The organism is Saccharopolyspora dendranthemae (assembly GCF_007829955.1).
Lineage (GTDB): Bacteria > Actinomycetota > Actinomycetes > Mycobacteriales > Pseudonocardiaceae > Saccharopolyspora > Saccharopolyspora dendranthemae.
Window position 1 is genome coordinate 794,203 of record NZ_VIWX01000002.1, and the last position, 18,405, is coordinate 812,607.

Sequence of the window (18,405 nt, forward strand, 5' to 3'; positions counted from 1 at the left end):
TGGACAGCGCGCGTTTCGTTGAGCAGTCTCGACGTCGGAGGCATCGGAGCGAGGAAGGGACACGGCCGAGGATGGTGCGCGCGGTTCGGATCGACTCGCCCCACGAGCTCCGCGTGATCGCGGCCGAGCCCGAGCCTCCCGGCGACGGCGAAGTCCTGGTCGAGGTGGCCTGGTCCGGGATCTGCGGGTCCGACCTGGAGGTGTTCGACGGAACCCGGCCGCGGGAGTTCGTCCGCTACCCGGTGATCCCCGGCCACGAGTGGTCCGGGACGGTCGTTCAGGCGGGCCCCGGGGTGGACCCGGAACTGGTGGGCCGCAAGGTCGTGGGCGAGGGGTTCCGGAACTGCGGCCGGTGCACGGCGTGCCGCGAGGGAGACACGACCCTGTGCTCGGCCGACTACGACGAAACCGGCTTCACCCAGCCCGGGGCGTGGGCCGAGCGGCTGCGCCTCCCGGCGCGCCTGCTGCACCCGTTGCCGGACCAGGCGGACCTGCGCGCCGCCGCACTGCTGGAACCCGCCGCGTGCATGGCATCGGCGGTGCTCAAAGCGCAGGTGCAGGTGGGGGAGAGCGTTGCCGTGATCGGCGGCGGAACGCTGGGCATGCTCGCCACCCAGCTGTTCGCGGCCGCCGGCGCGGGCAGGCTCGTGGTGATCGACCCGCGGTCGGAGCGCGCCGAGGTGGCGAAGGCGTGCGGCGCGACGGAGTTCCGGACGCCCGAGGACGTCGGTGGTGGCCACGACGTCGTGCTGGAGGCGGCGGGTGCGTCCGGTGCCGGGCTGCTCGCGGTGCGGGCGACCCGGCGCGGCGGGCGCACCGTGCTGACCGGGATCGCCCCCGAGGAGCGTGAACCGCTCGTCCCGGCGGACCTGGTGGGCGCGGCGGTCACCGTGCACACCGTGTTCGGGGCGTCCTCGCGGGCGTGGGCGCACGCGGTGCGGGCCTTCGCGACGGGACGGCTCGACCCGGCCCCGCTGATCACCCACGAGTTCCCGATCGAGGAGGCGGGGCGGGCGCTGCAGACCCTCGCCGATCCGTCCGTCCCGACCGGGAAGGTGTTGCTGCACCCGTGATCGCTCGTCGTCGCGCTGCGGAATTGGAACAGATCACCGGCCCGCTGGCCGGGCACGGTGAAGGTCCGGTGTGGTCCCCGCGCTGGCCGGGTCTGCGCTGGGTGGACATGCTCGCCGGAGACGTCCTCACCCTCGATCCCACCGGTGAGGTGCACCGCCGCCACGTCGGTTCGGTCGCGGCGGCGCTGCGTCCGAGGGAGGCGGGAGGCGCGGTGCTGGCGCTGGAACGCGGGTTCGCGCTGGCCGACGACTCGTTGCAGGAGATCCGGCCGCTGCCCGAGCTGTGGAGCGGTACCGACGTCCGGATGAACGAGGGAGCCTGCGGGCCGGACGGCGCGTTCTACTGCGGTTCCATGGCCTACGACGAGAGAGCCGGCGCCGGATCCGTGTACCGGCTCACCCCGCACGGCCGGGTCGACGTGGTGCTGAACGAGGTCGGCATCTCCAACGGTCTCATGTGGACAGAAGGCGGATCGCGCGCCTACTACGCCGACACCCCCACCCAGCGCGTCGACGTCTTCGACTTCGCGGCGGGGGAGCTGGTCGGGAGGCGGCCGTTCGCGCACATCGATCCCGCCGACGGCTCTCCGGACGGGCTCACCGTCGACGCCGAGGGCGGGGTCTGGGTGGCCCTGTGGGGTGGCGGCGCGATCCACCACTACGCGGCGGACGGGACGCTGGCCGAGATCGTCGAGGTACCCGCTCCGAAGGTCACCGCGTGCACCTTCGGCGGGCCGGACCTCGACCGGCTGTTCATCACCACGTCGCAGGTCGGCACCGACCTGCGCGAGCACCCCGGAGCCGGAGCGGTGTTCGCCACCAGCCCCGGGGTCCGGGGGCTCCCCGTGCGCACCTACGCGGGTTGACAGGTCACTTCAGATCGCTGCGGCAGCCGAGTTTCCACCACCGGCACCGCTGAGCGAGGGTCTCAGGCGTTGGGGTCGAAGGCGATCCCCTCGGGCTTGGCCTTCTCCAGGTTGCCGTTGAGGGCGCCGTCGGAGATCGCCAGGCTGGCGCTGCCGAAGTCGGCCGAGGTGAGCTTGTCGCGCAGGCCGGTGTCGGACCAGTTGTCCCAGCTCACCAGCGCGGGGAACTGCCACGTGCCGTAGTGGTTCTCCGGCTGCTCGTCACCGCCCGCCAGCCGGAAGCAGTGCGTGCCGACGCCGTCCTTGTGGTAGACGACTTTGGCGTGGGTGCCGTCCCACTGGACCTCGTTGGCCGGGAAGGTCGAGTAGTCGCCGTGCGCCGAGGTCGAGACGTACTTCGCCTCGTCGTTCTCCACCCACACGATGACGTGCTCGAGGTCGTGGCGGTGCCCGCCCAGACCGCTGCCGTCGACGGCCTGGTCCTTCTCGAAGTACATGTCGTAGACGTAGGCGCACCAGTCGTTGTTGCACTTGGAGCGCGAGTAGGAGTTGGTGTTGTCCAGGTCCGACTGGTCGTGGCAGCTGCCGTTGATGGCGCCGGTGGTGTCCAGGCCGGGAGCGATCGTGCCGTCCGAGCCGATCGCCGGGGTCGGGTAGCAGCCGTCGCCGTCGTAGTCGTACGCCGGCTGCCACTTGGCGTCCGCCTCGGCGGCGCTGGTGGGCAGGGCGGCGGGCGGATCGGCGGCGGCGATCGCCGGCGGGAGCGCGAGGAGCAGGACCGCGGCACCCGCGACGCCGGCCGCCAACCTCCCGGCCTTGACGCGGGGCTTTCTGTCCACAGTGTTCATGGGGCGAGGGGTTCCTCTCGTCCGAATCCGAAAGTGGTTCGATCATAAACAGATCCGGATCCGAACAGGAGAAATCCACTTGAACAGAAACCCATTTGCACGCATCCCGACCTGCGAATTTCCCAGTTCCGCACGCCATGTGGGGAATTCCGGCGACACGAACGGCAAAACTGCGAATCAGGCCGTGCGGTGATCAGCCCTGGAGGTGAGGTGTCGCGTGCCGGTTGATCAGGTCCCGGTCCTCCGGGCTGATCGGGTGGGTGTCGTGGGCGTTGGTCCAGACGTAGGCGTCGTGCTCGGTGAGCCGCACCCGCTCGCCCGCCACGGTCACCGCCCAGGTGTGCTGCCGGACGGAGCGCCCCTTGCGGCTGGTGTAGTCGAACGCGGCCAGGTAGCGGGTGACACCGGTGACGTCGAGACCGGTTTCCTCGCGGACCTCGCGCCGGAGCGCTTCCAGCAGGTCGCAGTCGTGCGGTTCGACCTTGCCCCCGGGCATCTCCCACACGCCACCGCGGAACCCGTGGTCCGGCCGGCGCAGCATGAGCGCCCGGTCGGAGCGCAGGATGAGCGCGCGGACCACCTGCTGCCCGACGCCGTCGGCGGCATCCCTGGCGACGAGTTCGGCGAGTTGTGCACTGTTCATGAGTCGCGGCCCCCTTGATCCGTGCGGCTCATCGACCAGTTTGACGCGGCGTCGGCGAGAACGCCGCTCGATGTGCGGAAATCGTCACCGCGGATTCGCGAGGTTCGCTCGGGTTCTCCGATCGCCGCGGGAAGCGGCTACCGGCTCCGCTTCCGCGTCTTGCGCTCGCGCAGGGAGTCCGCACACCTTCGCGATCACCGGATTCCAGCAGGTCGTCACAGGTCCAGCGTGAGTCGAGGTGACAGGCTGCGGGACACGCACGGGTAGATCCGGCCTTCGGCGGCGCCGATCTCGTCGCGGTGCTCCGGCCTGCCGTCTAGGTAGCGGAGCTCGCAGCTGCCGCAGACCCCTTCCCGGCAGCCGGGCGCGACCGGCAGGCCGGCGAACCGCAGCGCGTCGAGCAGCGACTCGTCGGCTTCGACCGGGACGGTCCGTCCCGAGCGAGCGCAGACCGCCTCGAAGGCGGTGTCCGGTTCGAAGGTCCTGGCGCGCGGTCGGAACCGCTCCACGTGCAGTCGATCGGCCGGGAACACCTCCTCGGCCTCGGCGAGCATCGGCTCGGGCCCGCAGCAGTACACCAGCGCGGCCGGGTCCAGCGCGGCTGCCAGAGCCGGGAGATCCGGACGGCCGAACCGGACCCGCTCGCCGTGCGCGCGACGGAGTTCGTCGGCGAACGGCGTCGACCGGCCCGCGAAGGCCAGCGTCGTCGTGGCTCCCGAGGCCGCCGCCGCGCGCAGCATCGGCAGCACGGGCGTGATCCCGATCCCTCCGGCCACGAACAGGTACTCGGGTGCGGGAAGCAGCGGGAAGGTGTTGCGCGGCGCGGAGATGTCCAGCACCTTGCCGGGGCGGAGGTGGTCGTGGACGTACTCCGATCCTCCTCGGCTCAGCCTCTCGCGGCGTACCGCGATCCGGTAGCCCGCGCTTCCCGGTTCGCCGCAGAGCGAGTACTGGCGCGTGAGCCAGTTCGGCAGCGTCACGTCGATGTGCGCACCCGGTTCCCACGGCGCCAGCGGTCCGGTCGTCCCGCGCAGGGTGAGCGCGGCGACGCCGTCGGCGATGGGGGAGATGTCGTCGATGATGGCCTTTTGCACGGTCGTGCCTCTCAGTAGAGCCGCTGGTAGCCGCGTTGCAGCACGGAGTTGAGGGTTTCGGGGTCGACGTCGATGCCGAACTGGTCGGCGGCGATCTCCCCGGGCGAGGGGATCTCCTCGGCCAGCGCCTGGCTGGCCGGGTCCCACAGCCGCGAGCGCAGCAGAGCCCGGCCGCAGTGCAGGAACGCCTCCTCGACGCGGACCACGATCGCCAGCGCCGGTGTCCGGCCCTGCGCCGGCGTCCGCGCCAGCACCTCGGGGTCGTCGGTCGCGTAGCCAGAACCGTTGACCCGAGCGGTTTCCCGCAGGCCCGGGATGAGGAACAGCAACCCCACTCCGGGATTCGAGTCGAGGTTGGTGAAGGAGTCGGCGATCTGGTTCCCCGGCCGGTCGGGGATCGCCAGGGTGACGTCGTCGAGGACGCGCACGAACCCGGGGTGGTCGCCGCGCGGCGAGCAGTCCACCCCGCCGTCCGCGCCGACGGTCGCCATCGTCAAGAACGGCGAGTGCGCGATGAAGCGGCGGAGGTGCCGGTCCAGCCTGCGCTGCTTCTTGACCTCCATCATCGCGTCCGGTTCGCCGATGCGAGCCCGGAGCTCCTCGAACGGGACCTTTCTGGGTGCTTCCGGGGTCATGCCGCCTCCTGTTTCGCACTGGGTGAGGCCGACAGTAGGGTGGCCGGTGTGCGGCAGGTGGCCATCCATGACCGTGATTCGGCCAATCCGATGCTGGTGGTGATCGGGCAACCCGAGGTCGACCCGGGTTCGATCGGTGAGCACCGGCACCGGCGGAACATGCTGTGCTGGTCGGAGTCCGGCACGATCGCCCTGCACGTCGGCGACCGCGAATGGCTCGTGCCGCCCAACCAGGGGCTGTGGGTGCCCGCCGGGGTCCTGCACTCGGTCGAGGTCCGCCGTCCCGGACGGGGACGGGTCGTGGTCTTCGTCGACGACCACGGGCCCACCGACTGGCACGAGCCGACCGGTGTTGCGATCACCCCGCTGGTCGCCGAGCTGATCGTCCACCTCGACGAGAACCGGCAGCGCGGCGCGCTGCGCCAGCACGCCGAATCCTTGCTGCTGGGGCTCCTGGAAGCCGTTCCGAACGCGGTCTTCGACGTCCCGATCCCCGCGGACGAGCGCATCCGCAGCATCGCCGAAGCGCTCGTCGACAACCCCGCCGACCCGCGCGACCTGGACGAGTGGGCCTTCGCGGTGAAGGCGGGCGTGCGCACGATCAGCCGCCTGTTCGTCGCGGAAACCGGCATGACCTTCGCCCGGTGGCGCACCAGGGTCCGGGTCCGCGCCGCCATCGAGCACCTGGCCGCAGGCGCCTCGGTCGGCGCCGCCGCCCGGGCCGTCGGCTACCGGAAACCGGCCGCCTTCGCCGAAACCTTCCGCCGCCTCACCGGCCAGCACCCGAGCATCTACCGCGGTTGACGAAGTACGAGGGGCGGTCCCGGCCGGGACCGCCCCCACGATCAGGTGCCTGACCGGTGCGGAATCTTCTGCGGTCGTCGGACCGGAAGTCGATGCCGCTTTCGCGCGACCGCCAGGCACGTCACGGCAGTCGTGACCGGAAGGACGGTCAGGACGACCAGCGGCAGGGGATGGGCAGCGGCTGCGCGAGGCGTGACCAACCATCCGACGATCAAGGCGATGACCACCAGCACCAGGACACCCGCTCCCGTGCAGATCACCGGATGCCGTGCGGGCCGGCGACGAAGCGGTTTCCTCGCGGACCCGGCTTCCGGTGGGCGCGGCTGCTGTTCCGCGCGGGCAAAGGTCTTCCACGTCGGCGGGGGTTCGCCGGCTGCTACGCGACGGCGGTTCCACCTCCAGAGCACGCACCGCTGAGAGTCTTCACCGCACGCGCTGGCCAGGCGCTCGACCCGGTCCTCGTCCGGCAGGCAGCCATCCTTGGAGAGCCGGTGCAACGTGCTCTTGGAGATGCCGGACTTGGTTTCCGCATCACGCAGCGAGAACCCGCGCTCGACGCGGAGTGAGTCGAGCGCTCGGTTGAACTCCGCACTGCTCGTCGCGTGGAGGGCGCTGTGGAGAGGCTTGGGCGGCTCCGCGTCGGTGTGCTCGGCGAGAACGTGCAACCAGATCGCACCGGCGGACAGCGTCTGTTCTTGCAGCAGGGGATGCTCGGAACGGGTCGGTTTCGCCGGGGTGGGTTCGTCGGCGACTCGGTTGTCCGGACTCCGGTGCTTGGGGACGTGGTCCGAGCGTGCCCAGGGCGAGCGAGGCTGGGGGCGCAGCGAATCGATCTTCGCCCAGGCGTCCTGCCATCGCGGGAGCTGCTCATGCTCCCCGGTGGCGTCGAGGAAGGCGACGAATGCGCACCGTTCGGGCAGGCTCCGGCATTCCAGGACCGAGCGGAACCAGGACTCCGGCCGTCGGGTCTTGCGGGCCAGTTCCTCGGGCGGAAGGGCGCCGGCCCGACGCCACACTCGGTGGAGTTCGGTGCGCAGGGCGTTGAGCCGCCGGCTGAACTCCTGACTGACGTCGCCGTTCGCTGCGTTGCGGGGTGGGTTGACCATCGAGTGCTCCGGCTCAAGCGCGTCCGACCTGGGGCTGATTCCCGGACAGCAGTTGAGCGCTCAGCATCAGCGCCGCCCCGCCGCCCACGACGACGACTTCGATTCCGGCATCGACGGGGAGCCCGAGAAGGACGAGCACGATGAGCACGACGTAAACCAGGGACAGCACCACGATGCGTGCCACCGCGTGATGGGAAGACGGCTGCGGGCACGCGGAGATCGCGTTCTGCGGCATTGAAGAAATCCTCTCGGGGATGGTCCTCGCGGACCCTTACCTGATCTGGACCAGCGTCAAGGTCCCTGCATTGCGGGATCTTGGATGGATTGCGCCCATCGATGCTGGTGATGATCGGACTGACAACGATCACCGTTGAATCCAATCTCTAGCGGATTTTCCGCTGTCCCACCGCTTCCGAGGTGTCCCGGACGCTGTCCCATCGGTGCGCCGGACGGATGGAGGAAGGTGCTGGAGTCGGCACAACGTGGCTCATGGGGAATGATTTGCCGAGGTGACCGTGTCCCGATGTCGTCCCACACTGGTTGTCCCGTGTGGTGTGGCTACGATGTGGGAGGACCGGGCGAATTTCGGGGCGTCCGGTTCCGAGCTCAACGGTCTGATCTGGACAAGCTCGTCGCGGTGGTGGAGCCGGATTGCGCCCGGCTTCCACCACCTCCAGGTGCGCTGGAACCCCCCGGCGCTCGGTCGATCACTACATCTGCGGTCGCAAGGTGAACCGATTCGTCGTCGGACGGGTAGCCGCACGCTCGCGCTGTCGGGCCATCTGATGGTCGATGCGCGCCATCAACTCTTCGATCGAACGCGCTGCGCGGCGACGAAGATCCTCGCGGTGGTGGTCGGGTCGATATTCGGACATCTACCTGCCCTCGTGTCTCGTGTGATCAGCTCTCCCCGACAGGATCACTCAATCACGAATAGTCATATCAGTCCAACGCTCTCCGCCGAACGGTCACTCGACTGGGTTAAACGGAACTGACCATTTAGCTCTACCGATCACGAAGGGTCATTTCAAAATGCTACTTTTGAGTAGAATTCATAGATTGGCTTGTTTCGTATACCGCCGAGTCGATTCTGATGGCGACCAAGCGCCCGGGTCGTGCTGACTTCTGAGGCGCCGGTCCAACGCGGGCGATCTGCGACGCGTGAGTCCCGGTCGGCGCGGGTCTGCGTAGGGTCCCTTCTGGACGGTCATCATCGGGAGGGATCACATGGCAGCCGCGCAGGGGTTCGCTCGCGCGAAGGACGGCACGGCGTTGGCCTACCAGGTCGCGGGCAGCGGTCCGCCGCTGGTGCTGCTGGCGGGGCAGGCCAACGACCACCACTGGTGGGACGGCGTGCGCGAGGACTTCCAGGCCGGTCACCGCACCATCACCGTGGACTACCGGGGGACCGGCGCGAGTGACAAGCCCGACGATCCCTGCTCCACACCGGGTTTCGCCGACGACGTCGCCGCGGTGCTCGACGAGCTCGGCATCGACTCCGCGGATGTCTACGGCACGTCGATGGGCGGGCGGACCGCGCAGTGGCTGGCGATCAACGACCCCGGCCGAGTGCGTCGCCTGGTGCTCGGCTGCACCTCGCCGGGCGGTGCGCGAGCGGTGGAACGCGACGCCGAGGTCCGGCGTTCCCTCGCGCAGGCCGACCCGAGCGCCGTCGGGCGGACCCTGCTCGACCTGATGTACAGCCCGTCCTTCCTGGCCGCGCACGACGCTCCGCGCACGGTCCTCGGCGACCGGGCCATGTCGGCGCACGCACGTCGGCACCACCTCGCCGCGAGCAACGGGCACGATGCCTGGGGTCGGCTGGGCGAGATCCGCTCGCGGACTCTCGTGCTGCACGGCGCCGACGACCGGATGACCCCGGCGGTCAACGCCGAGCTCCTGGCCGAGCGCATCCCCGAGGCCGAGGCGCGCGTGCTGCCCGGACTCCGGCACGCCTACTTCATCGAGGGTCGTCCCGAGGTGAGCGAGCTGGTCGTGGACTTCCTCGCGGACTGAACCCATGCCTGGTCGGGCGGGTGCGGACCGGGGTGGAGCCGGGCGGCTAGACTTGGTGGACAAAATTGTCACCAATCTGGGGCAGGCGACGTGACCACAGCCAATCGGGACGACATCGGCCAGGACTCTCCGGTCGTGGACGCCATCCGCGAGGCCATCACCAGCGGAGACTTCGCCCCGAACCAGCGGCTGGTGGAGGCCGAGCTCTCCGAGCAGTTCGGCGTCAGCCGCGCGGCGGTCCGCAACGCGCTCGTGCAGCTGACCACCGAGGGCCTCGTGGAGCGCATCCAGAACCGGGGCGCCCGGGTGCGCGCGGTGTCGCTGCAGGAAGCCATCGAGATCACCGAGGTGCGGATGGTCGTCGAAGGCCTGTGCGCGGCACGAGCCGCCGACCGCGTCACCGAGGGCGAGCGCAGCGAGATGCGCGAGATCGGCGAGCAGATGCAGCAGGCCGTCGCGTCCGGCGACGTGCTCGGCTACTCCGAGATCAACAAGCGGCTGCACGCGCTGATCATGCGGATCAGCGGCCAGGAGACCGCGTGCGCGGTGCTCGGGAGGCTGCGCGGCCAGAACGTCCGGCACCAGTTCCGCCTCGCCATGCACCCCGGACGCCCCTCGGTGTCGCTGCCGCAGCACCTGGCCATCATCGAGGCCATCTGCGCGGGCGACTCCGAAGCAGCGGAAGCCGCGATGCGCGCCCACCTCGGCAGCGTCATCGACACGCTGCCGGAGATCGGCAAGAGTCAGTCACCGCGCTTCACCACCCCGTGAGACGAGGCCGCCCCGTGAGACGCGGCGGCTGCGGTCGAGGTCAGACCACCGCCCGACGCCATCGGGCGACCAGCGGGAGGTTCCCCGACCGGCGCAGTGTGTGCACCATGGAGTGACACCGCGCCGGGATGGCCTTCGCCGCTCTCCCGGCGCAGTTCCCGAGGAGGCTGGCATGGCCGAGTTCCCACCCATCGCGCACGTGGCGATCACCGTGACCGACCTCGAACGCAGCACCCGCTGGTACCGGGCGCTGCTCGGCGCCGAACCGGTTCTCGACGAGGACGAGACCCGCGGCGGCTTCCACCACACGGTGTTCGCGCTGCCCAACGGACAGCTGCTCGGTCTGCACACGCACCCGGGAGGGGCCAGGGGCGGCGCGTTCGACGAGCACCGGGCCGGACTGGACCACGTGGCGTTCGCCTGCCGCGACCGGGTCGAACTGGAGAGCTGGTGCCACCACCTGGACGACCTCGACATCCAGCACGGCGGCATCATCGACGCCCACTACGGATCCGGAGTCCAGTTCCGCGACCCCGACCACATCGCCCTCGAGTTCTTCGCCGCTCCGACGTGAGTGGGGCAAGTGGGAGGAAAGCGCGCGTTCCCACCATCCCGTCATGATGGAGAACAGAGGAGCGCCGATCCCTGCGGAGGCCTTCGCCCTCGACGAGGAGGACCCCGCCTTCGCTGGTCAGGCGCTGTATTCGACGAAGGTCCTGCGCGTCTACGACGCCGTCGTGGTGCACGCGTCGAACGCGCTCGTGTGGCGATGCCCGGCGCGGGCCATCCGCGCGCTCTACGCGCACCACGTCAGCGACGCCCACCTCGACGTCGGGCCGGGGACCGGGTATTACGTGGACCGCAGCGGGTTGCCCGGGGAGCACCCGAGGCTGGCCCTGCTGGACGCCAACCTCGACGTGCTGAGATTCGCGGCTCACCGCCTTCGCCGGTTCCGCCCGCAACTCCACGCCGCAGACGTGCTCAAGCCGCTGCCCCTGGCACCGGGCACCTACGGCTCGATCGGGCTGAGCTACGTGCTGCACTGCCTGCCCGGTGACATCGACAGCAAGGCGGTGGTGTTCGACAACCTCAAGGCGTTGCTGCGACCCGGCGGAGTCCTGTTCGGCAGCACGCTCGTCAACGCAGGTTGCCGCCACAACCGAGCGGCCCGCGCGATGATGCGCGCCTACAACGGAAAGGGCGTCTTCAGCAACCTCGACGACGACTTCGAGGGTCTCGAACGCGCCCTCGCCCAGCGGTTCTCGCGATTCGAGGTCCACCGCCGGGGCAGCGCCGCCCTCTTCGCGGCCATGCCCTGAGCCCGCCCCCGATCGTCAGGGGCGGGCCGCGGTCCCGGCTCGAAGCGCGGCGAGCTGATCAGGACGGGAGGGCGGAGTACGCGGATGCGTCACCGACGCGGACCTCGCTGCGTTGGCCGTGGACGGGCTGCACGCCGTAGATCTGAGCACCGGAGAAGCCGGTGCGGCGCAGGTAGATTCGCAGGGCGTCCTGGTGGTGTGCGCCGGCGGTGTTCATCCCGACCGATGCGCCGCGCAGGTATCCCCAGGAGCGGGAGAGAAGACCCAATTTGCCGACCCGGCAAAGAATGTTGCCGGAATGTGGAGGGGTCGGGCACCGTGGTACCTGGAGGTGGTCACTGATGGAGAACGAGGTTCTGACCAGGTACGACGTTGTCGTCGTCGGGGGCGGCGCGGCAGGGCTGAACGCCGCGCTGATGCTCGGCAGAGCACGGCGCAGCGTTCTGGTGGTCGACGGCGGGGAGCCCCGCAACGCTCCGGCCGCCCACATGCACGGGTTCCTCTCGCGCGACGGCGCTGCGCCCGCGGAGCTGCTCGCGGCCGGACGAGGCGAGGTCGAGTCCTACGGGGGAGAGATCGTTGCCGCGCAGGTGATCTCGGCGCGGCGAGAGGGTTCGGGGTTCGTCGTGGAGTTGAGCGGTGGTCGGTGGGCGGGCGCCCGCCGCCTGCTGCTGGCCACCGGACTGCGCGATGAGCTGCCCGGTGTGCCGGGACTTGCCGAGCGGTGGGGGCGGGACGTGCTGCACTGCCCGTACTGCCACGGCTGGGAGTTCCGCGACGAAGCGATCGGCGTCCTCGCGACCGGTCCGATGAGCGTGCACCAGGCCTTGCTGTTCCGGCAGTGGAGCGAGCGGATCACGTTGCTGCTCAACGGGTCCGAACCGCCGTCGGAGGAGGAGTCGGAGAAGCTCGCCGCTCGGGGGATCGAGGTCGTCGCAGACCCGGTCGAGCGGGTGGAGGTCGCGGGAGACGAGCTGGCGGGTGTCCGGCTTCAGAGCGGGCGCGTCGTGGGGCTGCGCGCCGTGGCCGTGGCCTCGCGGATGGTCGCGCGCACCGAGCTCGCCGCCGGGCTGGGGCTCGAACCGGCTCCGCACCCGAGCGGCGGGGAGTACCTGCCCGCCGACGAGAACGGGCGGACCGCCGCGCACGGCGTGTGGGTGGCCGGCAACACCACCGACCTGCGCGCGACCGTCGTCGCCGCAGCGGCGGCGGGGGCGAACACCGGAGCGATGCTCAACATGGATCTGATCGAGGAGGAGACCGGCCGTGCCGTCGCGGCCGCTCGGGACGCCTTCAGCGCGGCGGCGGAGAGCAGGACTTGCGAGGTGGCCATGGGCGACAGCAGGCACGGCATGAACCACGGAGGAGGGGACCGCACGAGCGCGGCGGAATGGGACGAGCGCTACGGCGAGCAGGACCGGCTGTTCAGCGGCAACCCCAACGACGTCCTGGTCGCGGAGGTCACCGGTGTGCAGCCGGGGCAGGCTCTCGACGTGGGCTGCGGTGAGGGTGGCGACGCGATCTGGCTGGCCGCGCAGGGGTGGAAGGTCACCGCGACCGACATCTCCCGGGTCGCGGTCGAGCGCGGTGCGGCGGCCGCCGCCGAGCACGCACCCGACGTGGCCGCCGGCATCGCGTGGGTCCGGGCGGATCTGGGCTCCGAGCATCCCCCGACGAGCTCGTTCGACCTGGTCACCGCGCAGTACTTCGCGCTGAAGAAGGAACGCGGAGAACAACCGGTGCGCGCCCTGCTGGAGGCGGTCGCCCCGGGCGGCGTGCTGCTCTTCGTCGGTCACGACCCGGCGGCGTTCCCGCCGGACGCCGAGTTCGACCCGGACGAGTACGTCCAGCCCACCGACGTCGCCAAGCTCCTCGACGACGACTGGGCGGTCGAGACGGACGAGACCCGGCCGCGGACCGGGCCGGGCAAGGAGGACCACCCGCACGACGTGGTGCTCAAGGCGCGGCGCCTGCGCTGAGGGTCGCCGAGGCGCTGCGCAGGCTCGATGCGCCGCGCCAGACCTCGGCGACCTCGTGCACCGGCAGGTCCAGGGCATCGCACAGGCCCACCACGGTGCCGAAGGCCGGAGTCGGCAGGCGGCCGGACTCGATCTTGCGCAGCGTCTCCGGGGAGATCCCGGCTGCACGGGCGATCTCGGCGGCGTCCCGGCCCGCCCGGGCGTCCCGCAACACCTTGCCCACGCGGGCGCCGGAGGAGACTTGATCGGGGGTGAGGGGGAGGCGTACCACGAGTCGAAGGTTACGGTGGTATTTAAATACCTGCAAGGTGCTATCGTGGTATTTAAATACCGGCGCTGTGAGTCGTAGGAGTGCGCGTGATCGAGTTGAAGACCCCGGCCGAGATCGACAAGATGCGCGTCACCGGCGCGTTCGTCGCCGAGATCCTCGCCGAGGTCGGGGACATGGCGGCGGTCGGGGTGAACCTGATGGAGATCGAGCACCACGTGCGCCGGCGGATCGAGGAACGCGGTGCGAAGTCCTGCTACTGGGACTACGCGCCGTCCTTCGGCGAGGGCCCGTTCGGCAACGTCATCTGCCTGTCGGTCAATGACGCCGTGCTGCACGGGCTTCCGCACGACTACGCGCTGCGCGACGGCGACGTCCTCACGGCGGACTTCGCGGTGGGCATCGACGGGTGGGTCGCCGACGCCGCTCGCACCGTCATCGTGGGTGCCGAGGACGCGGAGGACCGGAGGCTGGTGAGCTGCACGGAAGAGGCTCTGCGAGCGGCCATCGACGTCGCGAAGCCGGGCAACCGGCTCGGCGACATCTCGGCGGCGATCGAGGAGGTGGCCACCGGGCACGGCTACCCGATCAACACCGAGTTCGGCGGGCACGGGCTGGGTCGCACGATGCACGAGGCGCCGCACGTGGCCAACCGGGGCAAGCCCGGGCGCGGGCTCAAGCTGCAGCCCGGGCTGACGATCGCCATCGAGCCCTGGTTCGCGCGCACCACCGCCCGCATCGTCACCGACCCGGACGGCTGGACGTTGCGCTCGGCCGACGGTTCGCACACGGCGCACTCCGAGCACACCATCGCGATCACGCCGGAGGGGCCGCGAATCCTGACCCTGCCCTGACCGCGTGCCACGACCTTCCGGGCGATGACGGCGCGTGATTGCCGCAGCGTCCGGTATAGCCGAAATGTACGATCAATCCGATTCTAAAAACGTGAAAGTGTCACGGCGAGTGGTGGTCTCGGTTGGTCTCTCGTGCTTGCGGGGCGGTCAACTACTCCGAACGGGTTGCGTGTGATCGCTCGTTGTTCGGGTAGCGTTCAAGATCGTGACGAGCGTGTTCGAGTTGACCGGGGGCGGCCGGCCGGGCCTCGGACTGCGTTCGCGCGAAGCGGTGGTCTGATGTACCGCCCCCACCCGTTCAGCTGGGTTCCCGCCGATGGCCAGCGGCACGCGACCACCGATCCCAAGCCTCGCCACGGCTACCACGGCGTCGCCGTGCGCACCTTGTGCTCGAAGAAGGTCACGGTCGACAGCTCCGAGCTCGGCTGGCTCTGGCCGACCTGCCCGTCCTGCAACACCGGGGCGCACGAGCTCGCCGGAGTCCCGGAAGCAGCAGACTCCGAGGACTGAGAACGCCGGCCCCGCCACAACGCGTGGCGAGACCGGCGGCCGCGTTGCTCAGCGCAGGTTGCGGTGGAACAGCTCGAGCAGTGCGTCCCAGTGGCGTTCCGCTCCGGCCTCGTCGTAGGCGGCGGTGTCGGCCTGGGTGTACCCGTGCGGCGCGCCCTCGTAGACCTCGGTCCGGAAGCGGACGCCGGAATCGGTCAGCGCTTCGTCGAGCCGCTCGATCTGCTCGGGCGGCAGCGCGTGGTCCTGATCGGCGTGGCCGAAGTACAGCTCGGCGGTCACGTGCGGGGCGACCAGGTGCGGGCTGTCGGGCTCCTCGGTCGCCAGGTTGCCACCGTGGAAGCCGCCCATCGCCGCGACGCGCTCCGGGTAGGCCCCGGCCGTCCGCAGGGCCATCACCGCACCCATGCAGTACCCGGTGACGCCGACCGGCTCGTCCGTGGTCAGCGGGCTGCGGGCGAGCCACTCCAGGTAGGCGCCCGCGTCGCGCATCGCGAGTTCGGGCGTGAGCTGCTGCATGAGCGGGCCGATGGTCTGGAACAGCTCCGGGCGCTCACCCGGATCGATGAACTCGGGGAGCTCGAAGACCGGAGTCCGGCCCGCCCGGTAGAACAGGTTCGGCACGAGCACGGTGAAGCCCTCGGCGGCGAGCCGGTCGGCCATCGCGCGCAGGTGCGGGCGGAGGCCGAAGGCGTCCATGTACAACAGCACCCCGGGGTGCTTCCCGTCGCCTTCCGGGTGCGCGAGGTACGCATCGGCAACGCCATCCGGTGTGGTGATGTCCACCTCTGCCCCTGGTGCGGAAGTCATGGGCGCATTTCCTCCTCGTGGTCGTCGCTCGCCCGATCTAAGCATTCGCGGAACACCGGCGTTCACCGGGGAGAAGCGGCTGAGCGCTATGCCGGGAGTGCCGCGATCGCCTCGCGCGCTGGCGGGTTGCGCGCCCGCTCGGTGAGCGCTAACCAGATTAGGAGGACCAGTGGAGAGGGGAGTGGCCATGCCCGCGCTCGAGGTCATCACCGACGCCGAGGAGCTCACCCTGACGGTCACCGCGGACTTCGACGCCGCGCCGCGTCAGGTCTGGGAGGTGTGGGCCGACCGCCGGAAGCTCGAACGGTGGTGGGCCCGCTCGGGAGGGCTCGCCGAGTTCCAGGACCACGACCTGCGGCCCGGCGGACGCGCCCGCTACCGGGTCGTCGGCCCCGACGGCGCGGAATCCCGGGGGTGGTGGCAGATCTGCGCGGTGGACGCCCCGCACCGGTTGGAGTTCGAGGACGGCCCCGTCGACGAGAACGGCCACCGCGCCACGGAGTTCGGCGTCAGCCACGTGCAGATGACGCTGGCCGAGCGGGGAACCGGCGCGCGGATGGTGTTGTTGACCACGTTCGCCTCGGTCGACCAGATCGATCAGATGATGTCGACCGGCCTGGCCGAGCGCGCTCGCCGGGCGGTCGACCGGATCGCTGACCTCCTGCGGGCATGACTCAGTCCACACCGGACGGCGCGGTGCGACTGGAATTGTCGCCCGCTCTCGGGCACTCTGTGCTGGTTGCACGTCCGAGCATGGGGAGCACTGGGGTAGTGAGCGGCGACGAGCTCGCATTAGAGCAGGAGTACCTGACCGAGCTGTACGCCCACGTCGACGCCTTGCGCGAGCAGGCGGCGGCACGGGTCGAATCCGGCGGCGACCCCGACACGGTCGCGGTGTGGCAGTCCGAGCTCTCCCGCCTGGACGGGATCGAGCACGGGTTGTGCTTCGGCCGACTGGACATGAACGACGGGACGTGCGCCTACATCGGCCGCACCGGGGTGTTCCGCGAATCCGACGACGAGCAGCTGCTGGTCGACTGGCGAGCCCCGCTGGCCCGCGCTTTCTACACCGCCACCGCCGCGGATCCGCAGGGCGTGCGCCGCAGGCGCCGCATCACCACCCGGGGACGAACCGTCGTGGCCGTCGACGACGAGTTGCTGGACTCGGACGGTTCCGAAGGGCACCTCGTCGGCGAAGCCGCGCTGCTGGCGGCCGTCACCGCGGAGCGAACCGGTCGGATGCGCGAGATCGTCACGACCTTGCAGGCCGAGCAGGACTCCATCATCCGCTCGGCGGAGCGCGGTGTGCTGGTCGTGCAGGGAGGGCCGGGCACCGGGAAGACGGCCGTCGCGCTGCACCGGGTCGCCTACCTGCTCTACACCCACGAGCACCTGCGCAACCGCGGCGTGCTCGTGGTCGGCCCGAGCCGGATCTTCCTCGACTACATCGGGCAGGTCCTGCCGGGACTGGGCGAGAACCGGGTCGTCGCCTCCACGATCGCCGAACTCGGCGACGGCTTGGGATTCGGCGAACTCGACCCGGAAGCCGAGCGCAAGGGATCCGCCCGGATGGCCGAGGAGATCGCGCACGCGGTCCGCTCGCGCGTGCGCGTGCCGGAGGAGCCGGTCGAGGTGTTCTTCGAGGATCAGCCGCTCACCCTGGCCACCGAGTCGTGCCACCGAGCCGTGAGCAAAGCGCGTGAGGCGGGGCTGCCCCACAACCAGGCGCGGCTCGTCTTCCAGAACGAGCTCGTGGGGTCGCTCGCCGATCTGCTCGTCGAGCGGATGGAATCGGTCGTGCTCGACGACGACGGCCGGGCGCTGGACGGGGGCAGTGCGGACGGCAGCCTCGGTGCCGCCGACCTCAGGGCGCTCTCAGCGGCAGGCGTGGTCGTGGATCCCGACGATGCCGCGCCGCACGAGATGATCGACGCCGCGGACCGAGACGGCCTGCGGGCGTCGCTGCTGGCCGACGACGGGATCGTCGCCGCGCTCGACGAGGTGTGGCCGGAGCTCGCCGCCGACGACGTCGTGACCGAACTGATCGGCTCCGCTCCGCGAACGTCGGCCGACGTGGCGCTGCTCGACGAAGCCGCCGCTGTGCTCGGAACCGGTTCCGGCAAGGGGGTGTTCGGGCACATCGTCATCGACGAGGCCCAGGAGCTCTCGGAGATGCAGTGGCGAATGCTGATGCGCCGCTGCCCGTCCCGGTCCATGACTCTCGTCGGCGATCTGGCCCAGACCGGAACGTCCTCCGGCGCCCGGTCGTGGGGGCAGATGCTGGCGCCGCACGTGGCCGACCGGTGGAGACTGGCCGAGTTGACGGTGAACTACCGGACTCCCTCGGAGATCATGGAGGCGACGGTCGACCTGCTCGCGGGAACCGGGTTGCGACCGCCGAAGTCGGTGCGGTCCTCGGGTGAGGTGCCGTGGCTGGAGCGCGTGTCCCGGGAAGCACTGGGAGAGCTGGTCGGGGAGATCGCCGCGAAGCACGAGACGGGCCAGCTCGCGGTGATCGCGCCACCTCACCTGGTGCCCGAACTGGCCGCAGTGCTCGAGGTCCCGCACCCGGTCGAGCTGACCGAGTCGATCGTCGTGCTGGAACCGAACCAGGCCAAGGGGCTGGAGTTCGACTCGGTGCTGATCGTGGAGCCCGCCGAGATCCTCGGGGCCGGAGGGTTCGGGCGCAGCGATCTCTACGTGTCGATGACCAGGGCGACCCGGAGGCTGGGGGTCGCGTGCGTGCAGGAGGTCCCCGAACCGCTGGCGGGGATGGCACCACGCGAGGGCTCAGCGGCACGTCCCTGAACTG

At 70.4% G+C, this 18,405-nt stretch carries 21 protein-coding genes; 12 read left to right on the forward strand and 9 right to left on the reverse strand.

The annotated features are described in order from the left end of the window. Window positions 1-71: 71 nt before the first annotated feature. Complete coding sequence (locus tag FHU35_RS12425) at window positions 72-1,073, forward strand: zinc-dependent alcohol dehydrogenase (protein WP_145738772.1); 1,002 nt, start codon at window positions 72-74, stop codon at window positions 1,071-1,073. Continuing rightward, on the forward strand, window positions 1,070-1,939 hold the full coding sequence (locus FHU35_RS12430) for an SMP-30/gluconolactonase/LRE family protein (protein WP_246110259.1): 870 nt from the start codon (window positions 1,070-1,072) through the stop codon (window positions 1,937-1,939). Before FHU35_RS12425 ends, FHU35_RS12430 begins: the two co-directional genes overlap by 4 nt. 62 nt (window positions 1,940-2,001) lie before the next feature. Here the strand turns inward: FHU35_RS12430 and FHU35_RS12435 are convergent, their stop codons facing one another. The 4 genes from FHU35_RS12435 to FHU35_RS12450 all read right to left on the reverse strand — a co-directional run bounded on the left by FHU35_RS12435 (window position 2,002) and on the right by FHU35_RS12450 (window position 5,159). After that, entirely contained in the window at window positions 2,002-2,787 is a 786-nt protein-coding gene (locus FHU35_RS12435) for an NPP1 family protein (RefSeq protein WP_145738774.1), read from the reverse strand. A 193-nt stretch (window positions 2,788-2,980) separates the two neighbouring features. Next, a complete protein-coding gene (locus FHU35_RS12440; RefSeq protein ID WP_145738776.1) occupies window positions 2,981-3,430 on the reverse strand; it encodes an NUDIX domain-containing protein in 450 nt (149 codons plus the stop codon). A gap of 215 nt (window positions 3,431-3,645) precedes the next feature. Beyond that, on the reverse strand, window positions 3,646-4,524 hold the full coding sequence (locus FHU35_RS12445) for a PDR/VanB family oxidoreductase (RefSeq protein WP_145738778.1): 879 nt from the start codon (window positions 4,522-4,524) through the stop codon (window positions 3,646-3,648). Between the two features lie 11 nt (window positions 4,525-4,535). Then, window positions 4,536-5,159: an MSMEG_1061 family FMN-dependent PPOX-type flavoprotein gene (locus tag FHU35_RS12450; RefSeq protein ID WP_145738781.1), complete on the reverse strand. Its 624-nt coding sequence runs from the start codon at window positions 5,157-5,159 to the stop codon at window positions 4,536-4,538. A 57-nt stretch (window positions 5,160-5,216) separates the two neighbouring features. On the opposite strand from FHU35_RS12450, the gene FHU35_RS12455 reads away from it, so the two are divergent. Next, window positions 5,217-5,963 (forward strand): AraC family transcriptional regulator, encoded by a 747-nt coding sequence (locus FHU35_RS12455; RefSeq protein WP_145738783.1) that lies wholly within the window; start codon window positions 5,217-5,219, stop codon window positions 5,961-5,963. A 41-nt stretch (window positions 5,964-6,004) separates the two neighbouring features. Here the strand turns inward: FHU35_RS12455 and FHU35_RS12460 are convergent, their stop codons facing one another. Both FHU35_RS12460 and FHU35_RS12465 read right to left on the reverse strand, forming a co-directional pair. Continuing rightward, complete coding sequence (locus FHU35_RS12460; RefSeq protein ID WP_145738785.1) at window positions 6,005-7,069, reverse strand: helix-turn-helix domain-containing protein; 1,065 nt, start codon at window positions 7,067-7,069, stop codon at window positions 6,005-6,007. Between the two features lie 13 nt (window positions 7,070-7,082). Next, window positions 7,083-7,304 carry a hypothetical protein gene (locus FHU35_RS12465; RefSeq protein ID WP_145738788.1) on the reverse strand — a complete coding sequence of 74 codons (222 nt, stop codon included), beginning with the start codon at window positions 7,302-7,304 and terminating at the stop codon, window positions 7,083-7,085. Between the two features lie 992 nt (window positions 7,305-8,296). On the opposite strand from FHU35_RS12465, the gene FHU35_RS12470 reads away from it, so the two are divergent. The 4 genes from FHU35_RS12470 (at window position 8,297) to FHU35_RS12485 (ending at window position 11,175) form a co-directional block, all read left to right on the forward strand. Beyond that, entirely contained in the window at window positions 8,297-9,085 is a 789-nt protein-coding gene (locus tag FHU35_RS12470) for an alpha/beta fold hydrolase (protein WP_145738789.1), read from the forward strand. Window positions 9,086-9,175: 90 nt separating this feature from the next. Further along, the gene (locus FHU35_RS12475; protein WP_246110260.1) at window positions 9,176-9,856 is read left to right on the forward strand and encodes a GntR family transcriptional regulator; all 681 of its coding nucleotides are present in this window, start codon (window positions 9,176-9,178) and stop codon (window positions 9,854-9,856) included. Between the two features lie 172 nt (window positions 9,857-10,028). After that, on the forward strand, window positions 10,029-10,430 hold the full coding sequence (locus tag FHU35_RS12480) for a VOC family protein (protein WP_145738791.1): 402 nt from the start codon (window positions 10,029-10,031) through the stop codon (window positions 10,428-10,430). Window positions 10,431-10,473: 43 nt separating this feature from the next. Further along, a complete protein-coding gene (locus tag FHU35_RS12485; RefSeq protein ID WP_222429356.1) occupies window positions 10,474-11,175 on the forward strand; it encodes a class I SAM-dependent methyltransferase in 702 nt (233 codons plus the stop codon). Window positions 11,176-11,233: 58 nt separating this feature from the next. Here FHU35_RS12485 and FHU35_RS29265 read toward each other — a convergent pair whose 3' ends face one another. Further along, window positions 11,234-11,443 carry a hypothetical protein gene (locus FHU35_RS29265; RefSeq protein ID WP_186459394.1) on the reverse strand — a complete coding sequence of 70 codons (210 nt, stop codon included), beginning with the start codon at window positions 11,441-11,443 and terminating at the stop codon, window positions 11,234-11,236. Between the two features lie 73 nt (window positions 11,444-11,516). On the opposite strand from FHU35_RS29265, the gene FHU35_RS30320 reads away from it, so the two are divergent. After that, complete coding sequence (locus FHU35_RS30320) at window positions 11,517-13,154, forward strand: bifunctional NAD(P)/FAD-dependent oxidoreductase/class I SAM-dependent methyltransferase (protein ID WP_145738793.1); 1,638 nt, start codon at window positions 11,517-11,519, stop codon at window positions 13,152-13,154. Here FHU35_RS30320 and FHU35_RS12495 read toward each other — a convergent pair. Further along, window positions 13,132-13,425, reverse strand: a complete 294-nt coding sequence (locus FHU35_RS12495) for a helix-turn-helix transcriptional regulator (protein WP_145738795.1) — start codon at window positions 13,423-13,425, stop codon at window positions 13,132-13,134. The genes FHU35_RS30320 and FHU35_RS12495 overlap by 23 nt on opposite strands. Before the next feature lie 86 nt (window positions 13,426-13,511). Between FHU35_RS12495 and map the strand changes: the two genes are divergently transcribed. After that, entirely contained in the window at window positions 13,512-14,276 is a 765-nt protein-coding gene (gene map / locus FHU35_RS12500) for a type I methionyl aminopeptidase (RefSeq protein WP_145738798.1), read from the forward strand. A 279-nt stretch (window positions 14,277-14,555) separates the two neighbouring features. Further along, complete coding sequence (locus FHU35_RS12505) at window positions 14,556-14,786, forward strand: HC3 family zinc finger protein (protein WP_145738800.1); 231 nt, start codon at window positions 14,556-14,558, stop codon at window positions 14,784-14,786. 48 nt (window positions 14,787-14,834) lie between these two features. On the opposite strand, the gene FHU35_RS12510 is transcribed toward FHU35_RS12505, so the two are convergent. Beyond that, window positions 14,835-15,593 carry a dienelactone hydrolase family protein gene (locus FHU35_RS12510; RefSeq protein WP_145738802.1) on the reverse strand — a complete coding sequence of 253 codons (759 nt, stop codon included), beginning with the start codon at window positions 15,591-15,593 and terminating at the stop codon, window positions 14,835-14,837. A 187-nt stretch (window positions 15,594-15,780) separates the two neighbouring features. Here FHU35_RS12510 and FHU35_RS12515 point away from each other — a divergent pair, with 187 nt between their 5' ends. Together FHU35_RS12515 and FHU35_RS12520 are read left to right on the forward strand one after the other, a co-directional pair. Then, entirely contained in the window at window positions 15,781-16,266 is a 486-nt protein-coding gene (locus FHU35_RS12515) for an SRPBCC family protein (protein ID WP_145738804.1), read from the forward strand. 98 nt (window positions 16,267-16,364) lie between these two features. Continuing rightward, a complete protein-coding gene (locus tag FHU35_RS12520) occupies window positions 16,365-18,401 on the forward strand; it encodes a HelD family protein (protein WP_246110261.1) in 2,037 nt (678 codons plus the stop codon). The last annotated feature ends 4 nt before the right edge of the window (window positions 18,402-18,405 follow it).